Source organism: Pseudocitrobacter vendiensis, assembly GCF_943590815.1.
Taxonomy (GTDB): domain Bacteria; phylum Pseudomonadota; class Gammaproteobacteria; order Enterobacterales; family Enterobacteriaceae; genus Pseudocitrobacter; species Pseudocitrobacter vendiensis.
On record NZ_CALSBS010000019.1, the window covers coordinates 24,218 to 48,115 of the forward strand.

20 protein-coding genes are annotated in these 23,898 nt (G+C 55.9%); 10 read left to right on the plus strand and 10 right to left on the minus strand.

The window, feature by feature from the left end; all coding sequences use genetic code 11:
• Positions 1 to 31: 31 nt before the first annotated feature.
• Positions 32 to 880 carry a MurR/RpiR family transcriptional regulator gene (locus NMC31_RS17935; RefSeq protein WP_149464823.1) on the minus strand — a complete coding sequence of 283 codons (849 nt, stop codon included), beginning with the start codon at positions 878 to 880 and terminating at the stop codon, positions 32 to 34.
• Between the two features lie 229 nt (positions 881 to 1,109).
• Here NMC31_RS17935 and yfhb point away from each other — a divergent pair, with 229 nt between their 5' ends.
• The gene (gene yfhb, locus NMC31_RS17940; RefSeq protein WP_253898705.1) at positions 1,110 to 1,745 is read left to right on the plus strand and encodes a phosphatidylglycerophosphatase C; all 636 of its coding nucleotides are present in this window, start codon (positions 1,110 to 1,112) and stop codon (positions 1,743 to 1,745) included.
• 27 nt (positions 1,746 to 1,772) lie between these two features.
• Entirely contained in the window at positions 1,773 to 2,312 is a 540-nt protein-coding gene (tadA, locus tag NMC31_RS17945) for a tRNA adenosine(34) deaminase TadA (RefSeq protein WP_253898706.1), read from the plus strand.
• Here the strand turns inward: tadA and mltF are convergent.
• Positions 2,306 to 3,862: a membrane-bound lytic murein transglycosylase MltF gene (gene mltF, locus NMC31_RS17950; protein ID WP_253898707.1), complete on the minus strand. Its 1,557-nt coding sequence runs from the start codon at positions 3,860 to 3,862 to the stop codon at positions 2,306 to 2,308. The genes tadA and mltF overlap by 7 nt on opposite strands.
• 256 nt (positions 3,863 to 4,118) lie before the next feature.
• On the opposite strand from mltF, the gene purL reads away from it, so the two are divergent.
• The 5 genes from purL (at position 4,119) to glnB (ending at position 12,481) form a co-directional block, all read left to right on the plus strand.
• A complete protein-coding gene (gene purL, locus NMC31_RS17955; RefSeq protein ID WP_253898708.1) occupies positions 4,119 to 8,006 on the plus strand; it encodes a phosphoribosylformylglycinamidine synthase in 3,888 nt (1,295 codons plus the stop codon).
• 624 nt (positions 8,007 to 8,630) lie between these two features.
• A complete protein-coding gene (gene qseE / locus NMC31_RS17960) occupies positions 8,631 to 10,022 on the plus strand; it encodes a two component system sensor histidine kinase QseE/GlrK (RefSeq protein ID WP_436650661.1) in 1,392 nt (463 codons plus the stop codon).
• A complete protein-coding gene (gene qseG / locus NMC31_RS17965) occupies positions 10,019 to 10,741 on the plus strand; it encodes a two-component system QseEF-associated lipoprotein QseG (RefSeq protein WP_253898710.1) in 723 nt (240 codons plus the stop codon). The genes qseE and qseG overlap by 4 nt, the downstream gene beginning before the upstream one ends.
• A complete protein-coding gene (gene glrR, locus NMC31_RS17970; protein WP_149464817.1) occupies positions 10,738 to 12,075 on the plus strand; it encodes a two-component system response regulator GlrR in 1,338 nt (445 codons plus the stop codon). The genes qseG and glrR overlap by 4 nt, the downstream gene beginning before the upstream one ends.
• Positions 12,076 to 12,142: 67 nt before the next feature.
• Positions 12,143 to 12,481, plus strand: coding sequence for a nitrogen regulatory protein P-II (glnB, locus tag NMC31_RS17975; protein WP_003860685.1), 339 nt, complete (start codon positions 12,143 to 12,145; stop codon positions 12,479 to 12,481).
• Between the two features lie 119 nt (positions 12,482 to 12,600).
• Here the strand turns inward: glnB and hmpA are convergent, their stop codons facing one another.
• Positions 12,601 to 13,791 (minus strand): NO-inducible flavohemoprotein, encoded by a 1,191-nt coding sequence (gene hmpA / locus NMC31_RS17980; protein ID WP_253898711.1) that lies wholly within the window; start codon positions 13,789 to 13,791, stop codon positions 12,601 to 12,603.
• Between the two features lie 314 nt (positions 13,792 to 14,105).
• On the opposite strand from hmpA, the gene glyA reads away from it, so the two are divergent.
• Positions 14,106 to 15,359 (plus strand): serine hydroxymethyltransferase, encoded by a 1,254-nt coding sequence (glyA, locus tag NMC31_RS17985; RefSeq protein WP_253898712.1) that lies wholly within the window; start codon positions 14,106 to 14,108, stop codon positions 15,357 to 15,359.
• 140 nt (positions 15,360 to 15,499) lie between these two features.
• Here glyA and NMC31_RS17990 read toward each other — a convergent pair whose 3' ends face one another.
• The 6 genes from NMC31_RS17990 to hcaE form a co-directional block, all read right to left on the minus strand.
• Positions 15,500 to 15,922: a DoxX family protein gene (locus tag NMC31_RS17990; protein ID WP_149464815.1), complete on the minus strand. Its 423-nt coding sequence runs from the start codon at positions 15,920 to 15,922 to the stop codon at positions 15,500 to 15,502.
• An 86-nt stretch (positions 15,923 to 16,008) separates the two neighbouring features.
• Complete coding sequence (gene hcaD / locus NMC31_RS17995; protein WP_253898713.1) at positions 16,009 to 17,211, minus strand: phenylpropionate dioxygenase ferredoxin reductase subunit; 1,203 nt, start codon at positions 17,209 to 17,211, stop codon at positions 16,009 to 16,011.
• Between the two features lie 9 nt (positions 17,212 to 17,220).
• Positions 17,221 to 18,033, minus strand: coding sequence for a 3-phenylpropionate-dihydrodiol/cinnamic acid-dihydrodiol dehydrogenase (hcaB, locus tag NMC31_RS18000; RefSeq protein WP_253898714.1), 813 nt, complete (start codon positions 18,031 to 18,033; stop codon positions 17,221 to 17,223).
• Entirely contained in the window at positions 18,030 to 18,350 is a 321-nt protein-coding gene (gene hcaC, locus NMC31_RS18005) for a 3-phenylpropionate/cinnamic acid dioxygenase ferredoxin subunit (protein ID WP_253898715.1), read from the minus strand. The genes hcaB and hcaC overlap by 4 nt, the downstream gene beginning before the upstream one ends.
• Positions 18,350 to 18,868: a 3-phenylpropionate/cinnamic acid dioxygenase subunit beta gene (gene hcaF / locus NMC31_RS18010; protein WP_253898716.1), complete on the minus strand. Its 519-nt coding sequence runs from the start codon at positions 18,866 to 18,868 to the stop codon at positions 18,350 to 18,352. The genes hcaC and hcaF overlap by 1 nt, the downstream gene beginning before the upstream one ends.
• Positions 18,865 to 20,226 (minus strand): 3-phenylpropionate/cinnamic acid dioxygenase subunit alpha, encoded by a 1,362-nt coding sequence (gene hcaE, locus NMC31_RS18015; protein ID WP_253898717.1) that lies wholly within the window; start codon positions 20,224 to 20,226, stop codon positions 18,865 to 18,867. The genes hcaF and hcaE overlap by 4 nt, the downstream gene beginning before the upstream one ends.
• A gap of 133 nt (positions 20,227 to 20,359) precedes the next feature.
• Here hcaE and hcaR point away from each other — a divergent pair, with 133 nt between their 5' ends.
• Positions 20,360 to 21,244, plus strand: coding sequence for a DNA-binding transcriptional regulator HcaR (gene hcaR / locus NMC31_RS18020; protein WP_253898718.1), 885 nt, complete (start codon positions 20,360 to 20,362; stop codon positions 21,242 to 21,244).
• Positions 21,245 to 21,372: 128 nt separating this feature from the next.
• Positions 21,373 to 22,509: a 3-phenylpropionate MFS transporter gene (locus tag NMC31_RS18025; RefSeq protein WP_253898719.1), complete on the plus strand. Its 1,137-nt coding sequence runs from the start codon at positions 21,373 to 21,375 to the stop codon at positions 22,507 to 22,509.
• Here NMC31_RS18025 and csiE read toward each other — a convergent pair.
• Entirely contained in the window at positions 22,506 to 23,783 is a 1,278-nt protein-coding gene (gene csiE / locus NMC31_RS18030; protein WP_253898720.1) for a stationary phase inducible protein CsiE, read from the minus strand. The genes NMC31_RS18025 and csiE overlap by 4 nt on opposite strands.
• Positions 23,784 to 23,898 lie beyond the last annotated feature (115 nt).

Genomic DNA, 23,898 nt, shown 5'->3' on the forward strand with positions numbered 1-23,898 from the left:
GTGCAGACCATACTTTTTCCGGGGTAATCCGCTAAACCAACTTCTTCACCAGCGCTTCACTATGGCGAATGCGATCCGGCGCATTTTCCAGATCCTGCTGCACCAGCCCCATAAACAGCACATCCGCCAGCATCATCTGCGCGCTGGTTGAGGAAATCGCTGCGCTGCGCGTGGCCTGTTCTTCCGCAATGGTATAAAGGCAGTGCGTGGCGCGCTGCTGGAGCGCATTGGGTGAAAATCCGGTGATGGCGAGAATTTTGCCACCCGCGCGCAGGGTTTCATCCGCTGCCAGATTTATTTCGCGGCGCTCGCCGGAGTAGGAAATTGCTAACAGCAGGTCGCCTTCGCTCAGCGCCTGAACGCTGGCGAGCAGGGCGTGCATATCCAGCTCGGCGACGGCGTTAAGGCCAATTTTCATCAGTTTCCAGCTAAAGTTGCGCGCCACCAGGCCCGAGGCGCCAATCCCGGTCAGTACGATGCGCCGTGCGCCGCGCAGCATGTTCACGGCCTCCAACAGTTTCTCTTCGTCGTTGACGTCGAGTGAGGCATGCATTGCGGCAACGTTATCTTTAATGAGTTTTTCGCCCACCAGACGCAGTGGATCGTCACCGCGAATCTGGTTATGTACCGGAATAGAGTGCGGATTCGGATTGCTGGCCAGGGCTTCGCTCAGCGCCAGTTTCAGGGCCGGAAAACCTTTAAAGCCCAGTTTTTGCGCGAACTTCACCACGCTGGATTGGCTGACACCCGACTGGCTCGCCAGCTGCTGTGAGCTGAGATGACGCGCCAGGTCAGGCTGCGCCAGGATAAAATCGGCCAGTTTTTTATCACTTTGCGCCAGTTGTGGATATCGCTGGCGAATACGGATTAAACAATTCATACGCTCCTCAAGGGCAAAATTACGCTACCTCTCCCGACAACAATTCTGCTCGCCTGAAAGAATTATTATTCGATTATAACGGATTAACCTGAATTAAATATTCCATCTGGCGCAAAATATTGAACACTTTTTGCATCCCGCCGTTGAGGTGATGTTTCCAGAAATCACCCGCGCTATCTGTTACGCTTGTAATGAGTTAACGGAAATTCATTGCTTAAAGGAGTCTGGTTTGGCAAACGACCCCCGTCGAGTTATTTTTTTCGACCTGGATGGCACCCTGCATCAACAGGATATGTTCGGCACGTTTCTGCGCTATTTGCTGCGGCGACGGCCCCTCAACGCATTGCTGGTGCTGCCGCTGCTGCCGATTATCGGTATCGCGCTGCTGGTAAAAGGGCGCGCTGCGCGCTGGCCAATGAGTTTGCTGTTGTGGGGGTGTACCTTTGGACACAGCGAAGCCAGACTGCGCGCGCTGGAAGCGGATTTTTCCACGTGGTTTCGGGCGAATGTGGTGGCTTTCCCGGTGGTGCATAAGCGCCTGACCGAATACCTCATCAGCACCGATGCCGATGTATGGCTGATTACCGGCTCGCCGCAGTCGCTGGTGGAGAAAGTCTATTTTGATACGCCCTGGCTGCCGCGCGTGAATCTTATCGCCAGTCAGATAACCCGGGCTCATGGCGGCTGGGTGCTTTCGCTGCGCTGTCTGGGGCATGAAAAAGTCGTGCAACTGGAGCGCAAAATCGGTACGCCGCTGCGTCTGTTTAGCGGTTATAGCGACAGCAAGCAGGATAACCCGCTGCTCTATTTTTGCCAGCATCGCTGGCGGGTAACGCCGCGCGGTGAACTTCAGCGGCTGGAATAGTGGGTAATCTTATTCTCTCTATGTATAATGCGCCCCGATTTATCATCTGGAGTGCCCACTTTGTCCGACAATGAATTCAACCATGAATACTGGATGCGCCATGCGCTTACGCTTGCGCAGCGCGCCTGGGATGAAGGAGAAGTGCCGGTTGGCGCGGTGCTGGTGCTCGATAATCAGGTGATTGGTGAAGGCTGGAACCGCCCGATTGGTCGGCACGATCCGACGGCCCACGCCGAAATTATGGCGCTGCGTCAGGGCGGCATGGTGCTGCAAAACTACCGCCTGATTAACGCCACGCTGTACGTTACGCTGGAGCCGTGTGTGATGTGCGCAGGCGCAATGGTGCATAGCCGCATTGGACACGTCGTGTTTGGTGCGCACGATGCCAAAACCGGTGCTGCCGGGTCGTTAATGGATGTCCTGCATCATCCGGGAATGAATCACCGTGTCGAGGTTACGGCAGGCGTATTGCGCGATCAATGCGCTGGAATGCTAAGTGATTTTTTCCGCGAACGCCGGGAACAAATCAAGGCACTGCGCAAAGCGCAGAAAGCTGAAAATCAATGACGGGGATGTGCGGCATCGACCAGTTCGCTTGACGTCGATCCCTGCACGCTGTGCAGATAATCGCGTGGCGACAGGGAAATGAACGGTAAGAAGTCAGCATTGTTGCGGTTCAGTTCATCCATCGTTACCGCCGGGTAATCGGCGGCAATCGCTATCTCCTGAGCCACTTTCTTCTCTTTCTCCGCCAGATACCCCACCAGGCTAATTTGATACTTACGGATATTTTCGACATAGGCATAGGCCTCATGCCCGCGCGCATACCCGTAAGTAAGCTTGCTGTAATAAGGTTTTTGGCTGAGCAGCGGCAGGCGCTGTTTTACATCCGTCCAGCTGTCCGGGTTGCCTTTCTGCTTGACCGTTAACGCGCGGGCATCAAGCATATGCGCGTACCCCATATTATAAGCGGCGAGGGCAAACCAGATTTTCTCATCCTGCGGCACCGTATCCGGTACTTTCTCCATCATATCCAGCAGATATCGCATGCCGCCGCCAATGCTTTGTTCCGCATCGGTACGATCCGTCAGACCCAGGCTTTGGGCGGTATTTTTGGTGAGCATCATCAGGCCGCGCACGCCGGTGGGGGAGGTTGCCAGCGCATCCCAGTGCGACTCCTGATACGAGATAGCCGCCAGCAGTCGCCAGTCTATCTCTTTGGCGTATTTTTCAAACAGCGGCTGAAGGTCAGGCAATACGTTATCGACGGCGCGCAGGAACGACCGCGTATCGACATAATCGAAATCGCCGCCATGCCCCAGATATTTCTCTTCCAGGCGGGCGAGGGTGCCGTCTTCATTTATGCTGTTGAAATAGTCGAGCATCGCGGCGGAAAGCGTGTCGTCTTCGTCGTTAACGCTAAACCAGGTCACCGGCTGCTCGTCGGTGATATCGAGCGCCACGGCCAGTTCCGGGTGAACGCGCTGGAACAGACTGATGGCCACCGAATCTGCGATGGTGTAATTCAGGCGGCCCGCCAGTACATCTTCCATTAAGGCTTCGCTGCTGCGCTTTTCATCCACTTGCCAGCTGATATCGGGATACTTCGTCTCTTTCAGTGCCTGAAGGTCGTTGATCACCGCATGTCCTGGCGCAATGGAAAGATTATCGGCGTTCAGTTCTCCCAACGAGCGCGGGCGATAGCTGCCGACGCGATACACCACCTGCTGAGAAACGGAATAGTAGGCCGGGCCAGCGTGGTAGTTTTTGACGCGCTCGCTGTTATAAACCAGGCCTGCAGCCAGCAGGTCTGCTTTGCCATTGTCGAGATCGTCAAACAGTTCGCTGATATTCTGTCGCACGGTCACTTTCAGCTTAACACCGAGGTAATCGGCAAACTGTTCAGCAAGGGCGTAGTCGAGTCCGTACTCTTTATCGTCAACGCGAGAGTAGGTTAAAGGTGACACAATGGTACTGACGCGAAGTTCCCCCCGCGCCTGAATGGCGGCAATGCGATTGGCCGGTTGGTTGATCCATGTAATGGAGGGCCAAAGGGCTGCTGCTAACAGCAGTGCAACGATGCCGATCAGCAGATAATTAATCTTTAATTTTTTCAAATAGTTAATTCTCTGCGCTAACAAAATCACTGTGTGCAGTGACCATAAGAAGACTATGGTCTGGAACAGAATGAGCGGCATTTTGCTTAAGATTACGCCAGTTGGCAACTAATTCGAGAGATACGTCACATCTATTGGTAAAAGCAGGAAGTGATTTTATTTCTACGCAAACGGTTTCGTCAGGGCGCAGGATTAACTATAATAGCGCCCGTTTTCCCCCCTTGCGCACACTGAAAGCTTAGAAGACGAGAGACTTATGATGGAAATTCTGCGTGGTTCGCCTGCACTGTCTGCATTTCGTATTAACAAACTGCTGACGCGTTTTCAGGCAGCCAACCTCCCGGTAAGCAATATTTACGCTGAGTATGTCCATTTTGCCGATCTGGATGCTCCGCTTCACGACGAAGAGCACGCCAGACTTGAACGTCTGTTAAAGTATGGCCCGAGCCTCAGCAGCCATACGCCATCCGGTAAATTACTGCTCGTGACTCCCCGCCCTGGCACCATCTCCCCCTGGTCTTCAAAAGCAACCGACATCGCCCACAACTGCGGCCTGACTCAGGTTCTGCGCCTGGAACGCGGTGTGGCCTGGTATGTGGAAGCCTCTACGCTTACGGCGGAGCAGTGGCGTGACGTGCCGGCGATGCTGCACGATCGCATGATGGAAAGCGTCTTCGACTCGCTGCAGGATGCGGAAAAACTGTTTGCTCATCATCAACCCGCCCCCGTATCCAGCGTCGATCTGCTGGGCGAGGGGCGTCAGGCGCTCATCGACGCCAACCTGCGTCTGGGGCTGGCGCTGGCGGATGATGAAATCGACTATCTGCAGGATGCCTTTACTAAGCTTGGGCGCAACCCGAACGATATCGAACTCTATATGTTTGCGCAGGCTAACTCTGAGCACTGCCGACACAAAATTTTCAATGCCGACTGGATTATTGACGGTGAACAGCAGCCGAAATCGCTGTTCAAGATGATCAAAAACACCTTTGAGACCACGCCGGATCACGTACTGTCTGCCTATAAAGATAACGCCGCGGTGATGGAAGGGTCTGAAGTCGGCCGCTACTTTGCCGACCACGAAACGGGTCGCTACGACTTCCATCAGGAACCGGCGCATATCCTGATGAAAGTTGAAACCCACAACCACCCAACGGCAATTTCTCCGTGGCCGGGCGCGGCGACCGGTTCCGGCGGTGAAATTCGTGATGAAGGTGCCACCGGGCGCGGCGCAAAACCGAAGGCCGGTCTGGTCGGTTTCTCCGTTTCTAACTTGCGTATTCCGGGCTTTGAACAGCCGTGGGAAGAAGACTTCGGTAAGCCGGAGCGCATTGTTACCGCGCTGGACATCATGACCGATGGCCCGCTGGGCGGCGCGGCCTTTAACAACGAATTTGGTCGTCCGGCGCTGAACGGCTACTTCCGTACCTATGAAGAGAAAGTGAACAGCCACAACGGCGAGGAATTGCGCGGCTATCACAAACCGATCATGCTGGCAGGCGGGATCGGCAATATCCGCGCCGATCACGTGCAGAAGGGCGAGATCACCGTGGGTGCGAAACTGGTCGTCCTCGGCGGCCCGGCGATGAATATCGGCCTTGGCGGCGGTGCAGCCTCTTCCATGGCCTCCGGCCAGTCTGACGCGGATCTCGATTTCGCGTCCGTTCAGCGCGATAACCCGGAAATGGAACGTCGTTGCCAGGAAGTGATCGACCGCTGCTGGCAGCTTGGTGACGCGAACCCGATTCTGTTTATCCACGACGTCGGCGCAGGCGGTCTTTCTAACGCCATGCCGGAACTGGTCAGCGACGGTGGACGCGGCGGTAAATTCGAACTTCGCGACATCCTGAGCGACGAGCCGGGTATGAGCCCGCTGGAAATCTGGTGTAACGAATCGCAGGAACGTTACGTGCTGGCGGTTGCGCCTGAGCAGATGCCGCTGTTTGATGAACTCTGTCAGCGTGAACGCGCACCGTATGCGGTGATTGGCGAAGCGACTGAAGAACTGCACCTCAGTCTGAATGACAAGCACTTCGACAATCAGCCTATCGACCTGCCACTGGACGTGCTGCTGGGCAAAACGCCGAAGATGACCCGCGACGTCACCACCCTGAAAGCGAAGGGCGACGCGCTGGTTCGCGAAGGCATTACCCTTGCCGATGCGGTTAACCGCGTTCTGCACCTGCCGTCCGTGGCGGAAAAAACCTTCCTCGTCACCATCGGCGACCGTACCGTCACCGGCATGGTCGCGCGCGATCAGATGGTCGGCCCGTGGCAGATCCCGGTGGCTAACTGTGCGGTGACTACCGCCAGCCTCGATAGCTATTACGGTGAAGCGATGGCGATCGGTGAACGTTCTCCGGTTGCGCTCCTCGACTTCGCCGCGTCTGCCCGTCTGGCAGTCGGTGAGGCGCTGACCAACATTGCGGCGACGCAAATTGGCAATATCAAACACATTAAACTGTCGGCTAACTGGATGTCTGCCGCCGGTCACCCTGGCGAAGACGCCGGTCTGTATGAAGCAGTGAAAGCTGTGGGTGAAGAGCTTTGCCCGGCGCTGGGCCTGACGATTCCGGTGGGTAAAGACTCCATGTCGATGAAAACCCGCTGGCAGGAAGGTAACGAACAGCGTGAAATGACCTCGCCGTTGTCGCTGGTGATTTCCGCGTTTGCTCGCGTGGAAGATGTGCGTCATACCATTACGCCACAGCTTTCTACGGAAGATAACGCGCTGCTGCTGATTGACCTTGGGAAAGGCCATAACGCGCTGGGCGCCACCGCGCTGGCGCAGGTTTACCGTCAACTGGGCGACAAACCGGCCGATGTACGTGATGTCGCGCAGTTGAAAGGCTTCTACGACGCCATTCAGGCGCTGGTTGCAGAGCGTAAACTGCTGGCTTATCACGACCGTTCCGACGGCGGCCTGCTGGTGACGTTGGCGGAAATGGCCTTTGCCGGTCACTGCGGTGTTGAGGCGGATATTGCTTCACTTGGCGACGACCGTCTGGCTGCACTGTTCAACGAAGAGCTGGGGGCGGTGATTCAGGTTCGCGCGGCTGACCGTGAGGCGGTTGAAGCGCTACTGGCTAAACACGGCCTGGGCGATTGTGTACATTATCTGGGTAACGCCGTAACGGGCGACCGCTTTACGCTGACCGCCAACGGCCAGCCGGTCTTTAGCGAAAGCCGCACCACGCTTCGTATGTGGTGGGCGGAAACGACCTGGCAGATGCAGCGTCTGCGTGATAACCCGGAAAGCGCCGATCAGGAGCATAACGCGAAAGCCAACGATAACGATCCGGGTCTGAACGTTAAACTGACTTATGACATCAGCGAAGATATCGCTGCGCCGTACATTGCGAAGGGTGCACGTCCTCAGGTGGCGGTACTGCGTGAGCAGGGCGTTAACTCCCACGTTGAAATGGCGGCGGCGTTCCAGCGTGCGGGCTTCGATGCCATCGACGTGCACATGAGCGACCTGCTGGCCGGTCGCACCGGGCTGGCGCGTTTTGATGCGCTGGTTGCCTGTGGCGGTTTCTCTTACGGTGATGTGCTGGGCGCGGGTGAGGGCTGGGCGAAGTCCATCCTGTTCAACAATCGCGTGCGTGATGAATTCGAAACTTTCTTCCATCGTCCGCAAACGCTGGCGCTGGGCGTGTGTAACGGTTGCCAGATGATGTCTAATCTGCGCGAGCTGATCCCGGGCAGCGACCTGTGGCCGCGTTTTGTGCGTAACAACTCGGACCGTTTTGAAGCGCGTTTCAGCCTGGTCGAAGTGACGCAAAGCCCGTCGCTGCTGCTGCAGGGGATGGTGGGTTCACAGATGCCGATTGCCGTTTCTCACGGTGAGGGGCGTGTGGAAGTGCGTGATGCTGCGCATCTGGCGGCGCTGGAAAGCAAAGGGCTGGTGGCACTGCGCTACGTTGATAACTTCGGCAAGGTGACGGAAACCTATCCGGCGAACCCGAACGGTTCTCCGAACGGCATCACCGCGGTGACCAACGAAAGTGGTCGCGTCACCATCATGATGCCGCACCCGGAACGCGTCTTCCGTACCGTGGCGAACTCCTGGCACCCGGAAAACTGGGGCGAGGATGGTCCGTGGATGCGTATCTTCCGCAATGCGCGTAAGCAGTTAGGTTAAGAGACAGGGCCGCGAAAGCGGCCCTTTTTGTTGGATGACCGCAATCATTCGCATCGACGTGTAGGCCGGATAAGGCGCAGCCGCCATCCGGCGTTTTCAAGTGTCGTGAATGACAGACAATCCTTATTGTAGGTGTCTCTAAATGGCGACATCTAACTCATTGATTAAAATCTATTTTATTTAACGATGCATAAAGTGTTGCTAATCAGCGACGCAAAGAACAAAAAGTAATCATTTGCTCAAAGATTGATAAAATCAATATTATCTTTAATTATCATTAAGTTAACATTTTATCTTCCATGTTGGCACGCAACCTGCATTAATATGCTCAGTGGCTCATTCACCTTCTTATGTCAGCCCCTTCGGGACGTGCTACATAAACTTCGAATGACGCACAACAAGGTGCCTGCCGTCCAGCTTCTGATATCTTTGCATATCAACCATCGGGCGAAACGTTGAGTTAGGCACCGCCTTATTCCAGAACAAAGCCGGGTTTCGACCCGGCTTTGTTATTTCTGCCTTTCCCCGCGTCACTTCCTCAGTTAGCATCCCTACAGGTTGATTTTTTGGGAACTCCTTGTGAAACGCGTCTCTCTTTCTCCCCGTTCGCTGCGACAATTGGTTATGCTGGCCTTTCTGCTGATCCTGTTGCCGCTGTTGGTGCTGGCCTGGCAGGCATGGCAGAGCCTGAATGCGCTTAGTGCTCAGGCCGAAAAAACCAACCGTACCACCCTGATTGACGCGCGCCGCAGTGAAGCAATGACCAACATTGCGCTGGAAATGGAGCGGAGTTATCGCCAGTACTGTGTGCTTGATGACCCGACCCTGGCGCGGGTTTACCAGAGTCAACGTAAGCGCTACAGCGATATGCTCGACGCGCATGCGGGCGTGCTGCCTGATGAAAAACTGTATCAGGCATTAAGACAAGATCTTAACGATCTGGCCCAGTTACAGTGTCTCAATAGTGGCCCGGAAAAGCTGGCGGCAGCCAGGCTGGAAGCTTTTGCCAGTGCCAATACCGAAATGGTCCAGGCGACGCGTACGGTGGTCTTCTCGCGCGGTCAACAGCTACAGCAGGAAATCGCCGAACGCGGCCAGTTCTTCGGCTGGCAGGCGCTGGTGTTGTTTCTTGTCAGCCTGGCGATGGTGCTGCTGTTTACGCGCATGATTATCGGCCCGGTCAAAGGCATTGAGAGTATGATTAATCGCCTGGGCGAGGGGGAAACCCTCAAAGAGGGCGTCACGTTCCGTGGCCCGCGTGAACTGCGATCCGTCGGCCAGCGTATCGTCTGGTTGAGCGAGCGGCTCTCCTGGCTGGAATCGCAGCGCCACCAGTTTTTGCGCCATCTCTCCCACGAACTCAAAACGCCGCTCGCCAGTATGCGTGAAGGGACTGAATTGCTGGCGGACCAGGTTGTCGGCCCACTCACGCCGGAGCAAAAAGAGGTGGTGGATATCCTTGATGATAGCAGCCGCAATTTGCAAAAGCTGATTGAGCAACTGCTGGATTACAACCGTAAACTGAGCGATGGCGCGGTACCCATGAGCCGCGTCGAGCTGGCCCCGATGGTGGAAACCGTTGTTTCTGCGCACAGTTTGCCGGCGCGAGCTAAAATGATGCATACCCGGGTTTCTCTGGAAGCCCCGGCATGCCTGGCCGAATCGACGCTATTGATGAGCGCGCTGGATAATCTCTACTCCAATGCGGTGCACTATGGTACTGAATCCGGTAACATTTATATCCGTAGCCACGTCTTCAGCGGGCGAATCGCTATTGATGTGGCCAACACAGGGACGCCGATCCCGGATGCCGAAAAGGCAATGATTTTTGAGCCCTTTTTCCAGGGCAGTCGCCAGCGAAAAGGGGCCGTAAAGGGCAGTGGTCTGGGGTTGAGTATTGCCCGCGATTGTGTGCGCAAGATGCACGGCGAGCTTCATCTTATTGACGATAGTGCGGGCGATATCTGTTTTCGCATTGAACTCCCTGTCCCCGGGCCGGATAAAACAAACTCATGACTACATATCGGGTGCATATGTCCCACTTTTTAAGTACGCGCGTCGTACAGGGCGCCCGCCGTTTCTGGCTGTCGGGCTTATCCTGTTTGGCGCTCGTTGGCTGTAGCGCTGGCCTCACGCCTCATATTGGCGTCAGCGAAGAGAAAATTCCCCACGAACAGGTGGCGGATTACCTTTCCACCACCTGTGACGAACTCTGGACGCTTGACGGCTCCATTGCGGAGAACAATCCGTTGTACTGGCTGCGCGGCATGGATTGTGCCGACCGTCTAACGCCTGCACAGGCGCGGGCGCAGGCTAACCAGTTGGGCGATGCGAGCTGGTCTGATGCCTTCAAGCGCGGTGTGCTGCTGGCGAATGCGAAAATCACGCCCCCCGAACGTCAACTGATTGTTTCGCGTCTTGATGCGCATAGTGCGCAAATTCCGTCACGTATTCGCCCGCTGTATCAGGTGTGGCGCGATAACCAGATGCTCCAGCTAAAACTCTCTGATGAGCGCACGCGCTACAGCAAGCTACAGGAGTCGAGCGATGCCGCGATGGATGAACTGCGTCAGCAGCAGCAGGCGCTAAAGGGCGAACTTGATCTGACAACCCGCAAGCTGCAAAACCTGACCGATATTGAGCGGCAGCTCTCCAGCCGTAAACCCTCGTCCGGCTTTAACCCGGACAGTACACACGGCACGGATGCGCCTGCTGACACGGAGGATAAACAATGACACCACGGAAAACGGCCCGCCTGTTGCTGGTGGATGACGACCCGGGGCTACTGAAACTATTGGGTATGCGCCTGACCAGCGAAGGCTATCAGGTGGATACCGCAGAGAGCGGGCAGCAGGGGCTGCGTGTACTGGCAAAAGAGCGTATCGACCTGGTTATCAGCGACCTGCGGATGGATGAAATGGACGGTTTGCAGCTGTTCAGTGAGATCCAGAAAGTGCAGCCGGGGATGCCGGTGATTATCCTCACCGCCCATGGTTCGATTCCTGACGCGGTCGCCGCGACACAACAGGGCGTGTTTAGTTTCCTGACCAAACCGGTCGACAAAGACGCGCTCTATAAAGCCATCGATGAAGCGCTGGCGCGAACAGCTCCGGCGGTAGATGAGCGCTGGCGGGAATCGATTGTGACCCGTAGCCCCATTATGTTACGGCTGCTGGAGCAGGCGCAGATGGTGGCGCAATCAGACGTGAGTGTGCTGATTAATGGCCAGAGCGGCACCGGGAAAGAGATTCTGGCGCAGGCGATTCACAACGCCAGCCCGCGCAACAGTAAGCCATTTGTGGCGATAAACTGTGGCGCGCTGCCGGAACAGTTGCTGGAATCAGAACTCTTCGGCCACGCGCGCGGGGCCTTTACCGGCGCGGTAAGCAACCGGGAAGGGCTGTTTCAGGCGGCGGAAGGTGGCACGCTGTTCCTGGATGAAATCGGTGATATGCCTGCCCCGCTGCAGGTCAAACTTCTGCGTGTTTTACAGGAGCGCAAGGTGCGCCCGCTGGGCAGCAACCGCGATCTCGACATTAATGTGCGGATTATCTCCGCGACCCACCGCGATTTACCGAAAGCGATGGCGCGCGGTGAGTTTCGTGAAGATCTCTTCTATCGCCTTAACGTGGTAAACCTCAAAATTCCAACGCTTGCCGAGCGCACGGAAGACATTCCGCTGCTGGCAAACCATCTGCTGCGTCAGTCCGCCGACCGACACAAACCGTTCGTACGCGCGTTTTCTACCGATGCGATGAAGCGATTAATGGCGGCCAACTGGCCGGGAAACGTGCGACAACTGGTGAACGTGATTGAACAGTGCGTGGCGCTGACCTCGTCGCCGGTGATCAGCGACGCGCTGGTCGAACAGGCGCTGGAAGGTGAGAACACCGCGCTGCCAACCTTTGTGGAAGCGCGTAATCAGTTTGAACTTAACTACCTGCGCAAGCTGCTGCAAATTACCAAAGGGAATGTGACGCATGCGGCGAGAATGGCGGGGCGTAACCGCACGGAGTTTTACAAGCTACTTTCACGCCACGAACTGGATGCAAATGATTTTAAAGAGTAGCACCGTACTTTTGCGTGATTTATGATACGGTGAGCAACCGGTTACGCGACTGAAAAACAGGAACACCATGAAAAAAATTGATGCGATTATTAAACCCTTCAAACTGGATGATGTACGTGAAGCGCTGGCGGAAGTCGGTATTACCGGGATGACGGTAACGGAAGTGAAAGGCTTTGGGCGTCAGAAAGGCCACACCGAGCTCTATCGCGGTGCGGAATACATGGTGGACTTCCTGCCGAAGGTCAAAATTGAAATCGTGGTCAGCGACGATATCGTTGATACCTGCGTGGATACTATTATCCGCACGGCGCAAACGGGTAAAATCGGCGACGGCAAAATCTTCGTCTTTGACGTGGCGCGCGTGATCCGTATTCGTACGGGTGAAGAGGACGACGCGGCGATTTAACGCCGCATCTCCCTCACCCTAACCCTCTCCCGCAGGGAGAGGGAATGGTTTGTGCAGGCGTCAATTCTTGCGCTGGTTTTCTCCCTCTCCCTGTGGGAGAGGGCGGGGTGAAGGCAAAATTACAGCACCTTATGCGGCCCGAAGCACTCGTAATGAATGCTTTCCGGCTTCACGCCCAGCTCAACCAACTGCTTCGCGGCGAATTGCATAAAGCCGACCGGGCCACAGAGATAAAACTGCATCGCCGGGTCGCTGAACGCCCCTTCCATCGCGCTTAAATCCATCAATCCTTCGCTGTCAAACGCGGACGCCTGACGATCTGCCTGGGTCGGTTGGCGATACCAGGTGTGCGCGGTAAAGCGCGGCAGGCTGGAACCCAGGGTTTTCACTTCGTCGGCAAAGGCATGCACATCGCCATTTTCCGCCGCGTGGAACCAGTTTACCTGGGCGGTATGGCTGGATTTCGCCAGCGTGTCGAGCATCGCCAGCATCGGAGTCTGACCGACACCGGCGGAGATGAGCGTCACCGGGGTGTTGTTTTCCACGGACATAAAGAAATCGCCCGCAGGCGCCGCCAGATGCACCACATCGCCGACATTCGCAGCGTTGTGCAGCCAGTTTGAAACCTGACCGCCGTCTTCGCGTTTCACCGCAATACGGTAACCTTTGCCATCGGCTTTACGGGTAAGAGAGTACTGACGAATCTCCTGATGCGGGAAGCCTTCCGGTTTCAGCCACACGGCCAGATACTGGCCTGGCTGATAATCCGCGACTGCGCCGCCGTCCACCGGTTCAAATTCAAAGCTGGTGATGAGGGCGCTACGCGGCGTTTTCGCCTCAATATGGAACGGGCGCGTGCCTTCCCAGCCGCCGGTTTTGTTCGCATTCTGCTGGTAGATTTCCGCTTCACGGTTGATAAATACCCCCGCCAGCACGCCGTAGGCTTTACCCCATGCGTCAAGCACGTCCTGACCCGGGCTGAACATTTCGTCAAGCGTCGCCAGCAGGTGCGCCCCCACGATGTCGTACTGCTCAGGCTTAATCTGGAAGCTGGTGTGTTTCTGCGCGATTTTCTCAACCGCAGGCAGCAGGGCCGGCAGGTTTTCAATATTGCTGGCATACGCGGCAATGGCATTGAACAGCGCCTCGCGCTGGTCGCCGTTGCGCTGGTTGCTCATATTGAAAATCTCTTTCAGTTCCGGGTTGTGGGTAAACATCCGGTCATAAAAGTGGGCGGTGAGTTTGGGGCCGGTTTCAACCAGTAGGGGAATGGTAGCTTTGACGGTAGCAATGGTTTGAGCATCTAGCATGGCAGGCTTCCTTTTAGGATTATCTATTGTTGCATGTTAAATGCATCTTATAAAAATACCCCTGCAATGTAAATGGTTCTTTGTAACAATGCATCACGATAGTTACAACGTGAAGAATTTGCATCACAAACCTGAAAAGATATCCGTTGAAATTTGGCGAACCTTTATTCCTCAAGCCCTTGTGTGGCGTGGAGGAAAACGTTTGCGTAAAAACGTTTGTCAAGACCTGTTATCGCAGAACTAATCAGTTATACTGTTGGCCGTTGTCCATCAGGGCTTAAAAAATTTACTGTTAGCTGAGTCAGGAGATGCGGATGTTAAAGCGTGAAATGAACATTGCCGATTATGATGCCGAACTGTGGCAGGCTATGGAGCAGGAAAAAGTACGTCAGGAAGAGCACATCGAACTGATCGCCTCCGAAAACTACACCAGCCCGCGTGTTATGCAGGCACAGGGTTCTCAGCTGACCAACAAATACGCTGAAGGTTATCCGGGCAAACGCTACTACGGCGGTTGCGAGTATGTGGATATCGTTGAGCAACTGGCTATCGACCGCGCGAAAGAGTTGTTTGGCGCCGATTACGCTAACGTTCAGCCGCACTCTGGCTCTCAGGCTAACTTTGCGGTCTACACCGCTCTGCTGCAGCCGGGCGATACCGTTCTGGGTATGAACCTGGCGCAGGGCGGTCACCTGACTCACGGCTCCCCGGTAAACTTCTCCGGCAAATTGTACAACATCATCCCTTACGGTATTGATGAGTCCGGTAAAATTGACTACGAAGACATGGCGAAGCAGGCCAAAGAGCATAAACCGAAGATAATCATCGGTGGCTTCTCGGCTTACTCCGGTATCGTTGATTGGGCAAAAATGCGTGAAATCGCTGACAGCATCGGCGCATACCTGTTTGTCGATATGGCGCACGTTGCGGGTCTGATTGCCGCGGGCGTTTATCCGAACCCGGTTCCTCATGCGCACGTCGTGACCACCACCACCCATAAAACCCTGGCGGGTCCGCGTGGCGGCCTTATCCTGGCGAAAGGCGGTGACGAAGAGCTGTACAAAAAACTGAACTCCGCTGTCTTCCCAAATGCGCAGGGCGGCCCGCTGATGCATGTGATTGCCGGTAAAGCGGTAGCATTGAAAGAAGCGATGGAGCCTGAGTTCAAAGTTTACCAGCAGCAGGTTGCGAAAAACGCCAAAGCGATGGTTGAAGTGTTCCTGAACCGTGGCTACAAAGTGGTTTCCGGCGGTACTGAAAACCACCTGTTCCTGCTTGATCTGGTGGACAAAAACCTGACCGGCAAAGAAGCTGACGCCGCCCTGGGCCGCGCCAACATCACCGTCAACAAAAACAGCGTGCCGAACGATCCGAAGAGCCCGTTCGTGACCTCCGGTATCCGTATCGGTTCTCCGGCAATCACCCGCCGTGGCTTCAAAGAAGCGGAAGCGAAGGAACTGGCTGGCTGGATGTGTGACGTTCTGGACAACATCAATGATGAAGCGGTTATCGAGCGCATCAAAGGTAAAGTTCTGGATATCTGCGCACGCTTCCCGGTTTACGCATAATTCTGTTTTGCCGAATAAGAAAAGGCCGCGCAAGCGGCCTTTTTTGTGCCCGTCATTTTGCCGGATGGTGGCGTAAACGCCTTATCCGGCCTACAAATGAGCGCGTAGGCCTGATAAGCGCAGCGCCATCAGGCATTTATCTACCGGCGATCCAGCGAAATCGCGCCCGGCCCGGTCATCGCCAGCAGCAGGAAACCGCCCGCAATACTGACGTTTTTCCAGAAGTTAATCATATTCGGTACCACCGCATCACCCGTCATATCCCAGTAATGGTGGCCAATCACCGCCGTACCCAGCGTATAGAAAATAAAAATAACCGCCAGCGGGCGCGTGAAGAAGCCCAATACAATCAGAATGGCGACCGGCACTTCCATAATGATGGCGATAATTGCTGACAGGGTTGGCACTGGCGCGCCCGAGGACGCCATATATTGAACCGTGCCGTCGAAACCCAGCATTTTCGGATAACCGAAAAGGATAAACAGCAGTACGAGAGCGATGCGCGCGATAAGCAGCATCAGCGAACGCGATGAGCCAAAGTCGAAATAACGTAGCGTGTTCATAGTCTTCCATTGTGTTAAGACGTGTTCTTAAAACGTAATACACAATGCGACACTCTGCCACGCGACGCGCCGTTATGTTTACTGACTTACAGCGACTTAAGTGCAATGCTCTCATTGATTAAGGCATCAATCGAAAGCGATTTCCCTGACTGAATCAATTTGCGCAGTACGCGTACTTCGCGCCCCTGATTAAGCGCCACAGCCCCAACCAGCGCCCCATCGCGCAGTTGGAACCAGATAGCTTTTCGCTCATCCGGGTTACCGCGACAGATCCAGTTTTCGCTCTGCATCTCGCCCACAAATTGCAGGTTATCGCTGAATTGATCGGTCCAGAACCAGCCCGGCGTGGCGACGGGAAGCGGCTGATCCAGCATCGCTGCCGCAGCAGTTTGCGCCTGAAAGTTGGCATTTTCCCAGCTTTCAATGCGATGCAGGGAACCGTCCGGTTGACGCGTTATCGCTACGTCACCCGCGGCGAAAATAGCGGGATCGGACGTCATACCGCGAGTATCCACCACGATACCGTTGGCCGTTTCCAGCCCGGCATCGCGGGCAAGAGCGTCGTTCGCCACAATACCGACGCCGTAAATCACCGCATCGGCCTGAAGCTGTTCGCCGCTCTGTAATGTCAGGGTCAGCGTATCGCCTGCATCTACGTGTTCAATCGCGCTGTTGAGCAGCAAACGTACACCCGCCTGCTGATGGCGATGAATCAGATAATCGCGTACCGGCGGCGGGGCGTTTCGGCCCATCACGGTAGCCGCAAGCTCGACGACTGTAACCTGACAACCGCGCTGGGTGGCGCTAGCCGCCAGCTCAAGGCCAATGGTTCCCGCGCCGACAATCACCAGTGATTTTTCGGCGTCCAATACCGGGCGCAGACGTTCAGCATCCCCGGCATGACGCAGCGTAAAGCAGCGCTCGCCCAGCGCATCCAGCATCGGCAGAGGACGCGCCGCCGCCCCGGTGGCTATCAGCAATTTCGTCCAGCGGTAGCGTTGACCGTCCGCCAGTACCACCGTTTTAGCCTGACGATCGAGCTGGCGGATTGTCACGCCCAGATGCAACTGCACATTATTTGCCAGCCACCAGTCGGCGGCGAGGACCGGCTGCAACTGCGGGTTATCGTCAAGCAGCATCGCTTTCGACAGCGGTGGGCGTTCATAGGGCAGTTGTGGTTCATCGGAGAAAAGGTGTATTTCGCCGCCAAAACCCAGCTGGCGCAGCGAGGCAGCCGCCATTGCCGCTGCCTGACCACCACCGATAATGGCAATAATTTCGTTATTCATGGCGGCTCCTTAGAGATCGAGTCCGGCGGCAACGTGGCGAATGCCGCGAATGCCCAGGCCCGCGTCGGCGTTAATCATCACGCCACTCAGTGCCCGATTATTACGCCGTGACGCCAGCATCACGTAGGGCCCGGTGAAGTCCGCCGGGTCGGGGAAGAATTGCAGCGGCAGAATAGCGGCGATTTTTTCCGGCGTCAGCGACTGCATAATCGAGGTATCGCTTTGCCCCAGCGCCTGCGGGCCGCGCAGGTCGCTCGCCATCCCGCAAGGGCCGACGCCGTTGACACGTACCTTTGGTGCCAGTTCATAGGCCAACTGACGAATTAAGCCCGTCGCCGCGTGTTTGCTGGCGGTATACAGCGGGCCACCGCCGCCCGGATACCAGGCAGCGTTGGAGAGCGTGAAAATGATGCTGCCTTCGCTGGCGATCAGCGCCGAAGCGCAGGCTTTCGCACCCAGCAGATAACCGAGCACGTTTACGTTAAACAGCTCGTGGAAGCCGCTCTCCAGCGCGTCGGCAGACGTATTCACCAGCGAGGCGTTATGATCCCAGATGCCTGCGTTGCCAATAAAACAGTCCAGCTTGCCAAACTGCGTCAGCGTCTGGTCAACCGCACGCTGATAATCCGCGTAACAGGTGACGTTACCCTCAACCGCCAGCACATGCTCGCCAAAACGCTGGCGCAGGCTGGCCACTTTGGCGCCTGACAGTTCGAGTGTGGCAACCTTCGCGCCCTCTTCAATAAAGCGCTCGACCAGCGCCAGCCCCAGGCCGGAGCCGCCACCGGTGATGAAAACCACCTCATCTTTTAAATCACTCATGATGCCTCCTGCGGAATATCAACAAACACGTCGTCGCCTTCCACATACACCGGATAGGTGGCGATGGCATCGGTTGCGGGCAGACACAGCGCTTTTCCGGTTTTCAGGCAGAAACTTGCGGCATGAAGCGGGCATTCTACGGTGGCATCGTCTTCCAGATACCCTTCAGACATTGACGCGTTACCGTGGCTGCAACGGTCGTTAATGGCATAAAACTCCCCGCCGACGTGAAACAGGGCGATAACGGGGGATGTTTCCAGCCGGAGCGCTTCGCCCTCCGGCAGCTCCGCAGTGGAGCAGGCAAATACACGGCTCATCAGAACAATACACTCAGGTTGTGGGAGGTGATCACCGCCTGGTCAAGCACGATTTCGCGTGCCAGCAGACGCCACTGTTCGCCATCCAGGCGGCGCACTTTGTCAAAGCGCGTTCCGATGTAAAAGGTTTCATCGCGCTCTTTTTGCGCGCGATAAAGCAAATAATTCACGCGTACAGCAAACACATCCGGCTGCTCTGTTTCGCTCACCTGGATATTGCTAACCATATGGCGCGTGCGTGACGGCGGCTCCTCGGCCCAGGCCATGCCGGTTTCCAGACGGGCGATCCGGCGCTCAAGCTGATCTTTGTTATCGTTGAAGATCCAGGTGGTTGGCGGCTGTTTACCTTTACGGCGATCGCGAGTTTGCGCGTTGACCGTGGTACGCATGGTGTAGACGATCTCTTCATCAAGCTGTTCCAGCCAGTCGCGGAAACGCCAGTCGTCGAGAAGTGAGGCTTCCAGATAGAGAAACTGGGCGATGCGATGATGCAGTTCTAAAGAGACGGGATTGCTCATTTCATCACCTCCTGCTGGTAGGCAGCGGTTTTCTCATTCACTTCCTGCCAGCTTTCGCTGGCGAGGAGATCGGCCCAGCGCTGATACATCCCGCGCGCGGCGGTTTCTGAGAAGATGTAGTTGGTAATGCCCGGAATACCGTCTTCGCGACGTTTTTCCTGGCCCAGCCCCATTTGCAGACAAAGCTGGCTATTACGCGCTTTGTTACCCTTAAGCAGCTTCTGGATTTCACACCAGTTTTCCGAGTCATCCTGTTCCAGGAAGCCTGCGGGACCGAAGGCGCGGGTGGCGCTGTTTTCAAAGGCCGCTTTCACCTCATCAGAGGCGGCTTTGTCGGTGATACAGAAGGCCCATACTTCCACCTGATCCGGGCCGCGAGGGTGCCAGACGCGCAATGTGGCGGTGCCGTTCAGCCAGGAGAGCGTCGGGAAAATATTGTTATGACCAGCCAGGCGCAGGGCGCGCACTTTGCCCAGCCGTTGTTCGGCTTCGTCGTAGGTTTCGCGGTAATAGCTGGAGACTGCGCCATCCACCCAGACGTTGGCGTCTGGTTTTTCGGTGAAGAAAAAGCCGCTGCCGTGCCCGTCCTGGCCGAACTGTAAGGCATCTTTCGCCGTTTCCCACACCGGGCGGGCGGTCTGGCCGTCGCCAAGATGTTTATCACTGCCGTCATCTTTCGCCCCCAGCACCTGTACGGCGGAGGCGTGGCTGAAGAGGGCGTGATACTGGTCGCTGGCGAACTGTTCGGCCGGGAATTTCCAGTTACAGTTGATCACCCATTTCTGCACGCCGCCGACAATTTCGGTGCCGCCTTCCCGACGATCCAGCATGCCGTCGAGATACCACTTCATGTCGCCCAGATAATCCAGCAGCGGCGGAGCGGAGGAATCCCAGTTGGCAAAAATGAGCCCCTTGTAGCTTTCTACACAGGGCACTTCGTTTAACCCCCAATGGGATTTACACAAACCCTGCGGATAGGCGCGTGGCTCCAGCGGTACATCAATCAGCTCGCCGTTAATGCCGTAAGACCAGCCGTGGTAGGGGCAGGTGAACGCTTTGGTATTGCCGCAATCGGCATAGCTCACGCGCATGGCGCGGTGACGGCACTGGTTCAAAAAGGCTTTGATGCTGCCGTCTTTCTGGCGCACGACAACGACCGCGTCTTCGCCCATATAGGTATTAAAAAAGTCGCCCGCTTTCGGGATCTGGCTTTCGTGCGCCAGAAACAGCCAGCAGCGGCCAAAAATGCGTTCAAGCTCCAGTTGATAGATGTCAGGATCGGTGTAAATGCGCGGGGTGACGCTCCCGTTGTGGGTGTCGATCAGAGAGTAGATGTCTACAGGTGTTTTCGTGGTCATATCGTTATCTCGTGGGTAAGAGGTATTGACCTTCTGGTTTTTGTGTCTTTACTATGTTGCTAATTGGTTGTTGTTATGTGAAATACTTAATTTCTACTGACTGAGACGTTTTATCTATGACAGGGAAAAGGGCATGGAACTGAGACACCTTCGCTACTTTGTAGCGGTTGCGCAGGAGCTGAACTTCACGCGTGCGGCGGAAAAACTGCATACCTCGCAGCCGTCGCTCAGTAGTCAGATTCGCGACCTGGAGCAGTGCGTGGGCGTCTCGCTGCTGGAAAGAGATAAACGCAAAGTGACGCTGACCACGGCCGGTGAATGCTTTCTTACCGATGCGCTGGCGATCCTTGACCAGGCGGAGCAGGCGAAAGCCCGCGCGCGTAACGCCGCGCTTCTGGGGAATCATCTGGTGATTGGTTTTGTGCCCTCGGCGGAAGTGAATTTGTTGCCGAAGGTGATGCCGCTGCTGCGCTTGCGTCAACCCGAAACGCAAATTGAACTGGTGAGCCTGATAACCACTCAGCAGGAAGAAAAATTGCGCAGCGGCGAGCTGGATGTCGGCCTGATGCGCCATCCCATCTACAACCCGGAAATTGATTATCTGGAGCTGTTCCATGAACCGCTGGCAGTGGTGATGCCCGCCACGCATCCGCTGGCGCGTGAGCGCAAAATTAGCGCGGCACAGCTGAACGGTGTCGATTTTATCAGTACCGATCCCGCCTATTCCGGCGCGCTGGCGTCGATCGTCGATAAATGGCTTACCGATCAGCAGTGTCAGCCGAAGATTGTGCAGATGGCGACCAATATTCTGGTCACCATGAATCTGGTGGGCATGGGGCTCGGGGTGTCGCTGATCCCCGGTTACATGCAGAGCTTCAACACCGGGCAGGTGGTGTTTCGCCCGCTGGCTGATGATGCGCCGACCATTGCCCTACTGATGGCGTGGAAAAAAGGCGAGCTGAAACCCGCGCTGCGCGATTTTATCGATATTGTGAAGACGCGGTGTGAGTTGCTGTAGCTCTCACATTTTTGTGAATCCGGTGTGCGATCATCGAAAATAGGTGATGGAGATCACGATTTTTAACCCGTATTCGCGCCAGGCAAACGTTTTACCGCCAGACTGTCGCCTCCATTCTGGAGGAAATCATGGTCTTGCACTCAACGCGTTGGCTGGCGCTCAGTTACTTCACCTACTTTTTCAGCTACGGTATTTTTCTGCCCTTCTGGAGCGTCTGGCTCAAGGGCGCGGGGCTAACGCCTGAAACTATCGGCGTTCTGCTTGGCGCGGGGCTGGTGGCGCGTTTTCTTGGCAGCCTGCTGATTGCGCCGCGCGTCAGCGATCCCTCCCGATTAATTAGCGTGTTGCGCATTCTGGCGCTGTTAACCCTTCTGTTTGCGATGGCCTTCTGGGCCGGTAGCCACGTTGCCTGGCTGATGGCGGTAATGATTGGCTTTAACCTCTTTTTCTCACCGCTGGTACCGCTGACTGATGCGCTCGCCAATACCTGGCAAAAGCAAATCACCATGGATTATGGCCGGGTGCGCCTGTGGGGCTCGATTGCCTTTGTGATTGGCTCGGCGCTGACGGGCAAACTGGTGAGCTTGTTTGATTATCATGCCATCCTTGTACTGCTGAGCTTAGGGATAGCTTCAATGCTGCTCGGTATGCTGCTGCGACCATCGGTAATGCCGCAGGGTGAATCACGTCATCAGGAAGCGGCGGGGTGGCCAGCATGGCGAGCGCTGGTGCTGCAGAGCTGGCGCTTCCTCGCCTGCGTGTGCCTGTTGCAGGGCGCGCATGCGGCCTACTATGGTTTCAGCGCCATCTACTGGCAGGGCGCGGGCTATTCGGCATCGGCTGTGGGATATCTCTGGTCGCTCGGCGTGGTGGCGGAAGTGGTGATTTTTGCTCTGAGCAAGAAAGTCTTCCGTCGCTTTAGTGCGCGCGACCTCCTGTTGTTGTCAGCGGTATGCGGCGTGATCCGCTGGGGGATCATGGGCTGGACCACGGAACTGCCGTGGCTGATTGTTGCGCAAATTCTGCACTGTGGCACCTTCACCGTTTGCCATCTGGCGGCCATGCGCTATATCGCCGCGCGTCAGGGGAGCGAGGTGATTCGATTGCAGGCGGTGTACTCTGCGGTAGCGATGGGCGGCAGTATCGCGGTGATGACCGTGTTTGCCGGTTTCCTGTACCAGCATTTGCACCAGGGCGTATTCTGGGTGATGGCGCTGGTCGCGTTGCCGGCGTTGATCCTGCGTCCGAAAGCGGTAGCCGCTTAAGCGTCGAGGACCTTGCTGATGTGCTGCCGCTGATGATCGCTTAATGGCCGATCGGCATGGATCAGCGGCGGTGAAAAGAGCGGCAGGGCGACAGCATAAGGCGACACCACCAGGCTGACGCTTTTCGGCGCGCCCTCTTTCTGGAAGGTTCGCGCCGCCAGATATTTTACATTGAGCGGCAGCAACGTGAGCTCCCGAAGCTGCTGCTCAATTTCCTGCTCCAGCGCCGGATTATCGCCCGTCAGCAACACCACTTCTTTCTCATGTAACTCGCTCTCCTGCATGAGCCCCGCGCCAAAAATAATGGCAATCAACGCCGCTTCTTCATGGCTGAATTGCAGGGTATAACGCGTCTCAAAATCGACCAGCGCTTCGCGTGTGGTGCGCATTAAGCGCGGATAGAGTCGATAAATCTCTTCAGTAAGTTGGCTATCAATACCGATGCCGAAAATACAGCGATTCAGCGCCTGCGCCAGGTGAATATAGAGCTGATCGCGCAGGCTTTGCTCATTACCCAGTTGTCGGCCTGCCAGTTGCTGGAAGCGGTCGATTAGTTGATCAATGGCCAGGTGTAACTGACGGTCCTGCGCATGACCATCGTAAACGGGGTTTGGCGTGCGCATCAGCATAAACAGCAGCGCCAGAAATTGTTGTTCGCTGCAGTGAGGCTGCTGGTGAATGCGACGCTGCCAGTGGCGAACAATCTCGGCGGCTACCTGAAACTCCTGGGTGGTACGGGTCCAGGTACTTTGCAGCGAGTTGAAGGAGGGGCTCTCTCCCTGATGATGCTGAAGCAGGCAGTATTGCAGATAGAGGCGCAAAAACTGCGTGTCGCGGCACTCGAACTGGCGTTGCAGGCTGCGCCCGCAGCGGTTTACCAGCGCTTGCAAATTGGTGTCGTCATACAGCGTGCGGGCAATGCCCTGCTGTTTAAGGTACGTTTTAAGCGCCGGAGTAAAATGCTGGCTAACAAAATGTGGGCATAAACGGAAGGCACGCCGCAGCCAGTGCAGCAAGCACAGACGTAAATCGAGCGTGGTGCCTTCAATCCGATAGCTGCCGTCCGCTCCGCTGGCAATCGCCAGACGATGGTAACGCTGGATCTCCTCCTCCGTCTCGGCTATATCTTGCCGGGCAGTTGTTGCATCAACACCATTCACCTTGCCAATGAATTCGGGCGTAATGGTGTGGCCGGGGAGGTAGAACATCAGCAGCACCTGGCAGCGGCGCTGTGGACTGGAAAGCACAGATGGAGGTTCCATGAGCGTCATCATCTGAAAGATTCCAGTTTGCGTTTTTGATAAGAATAGCTAAAGGATAGTCTTTCGTCGGCGTGCTCAGCCTGTTTACGTAAGGAATATCGGCGTCGGTCACAGAATTTTTCACTGA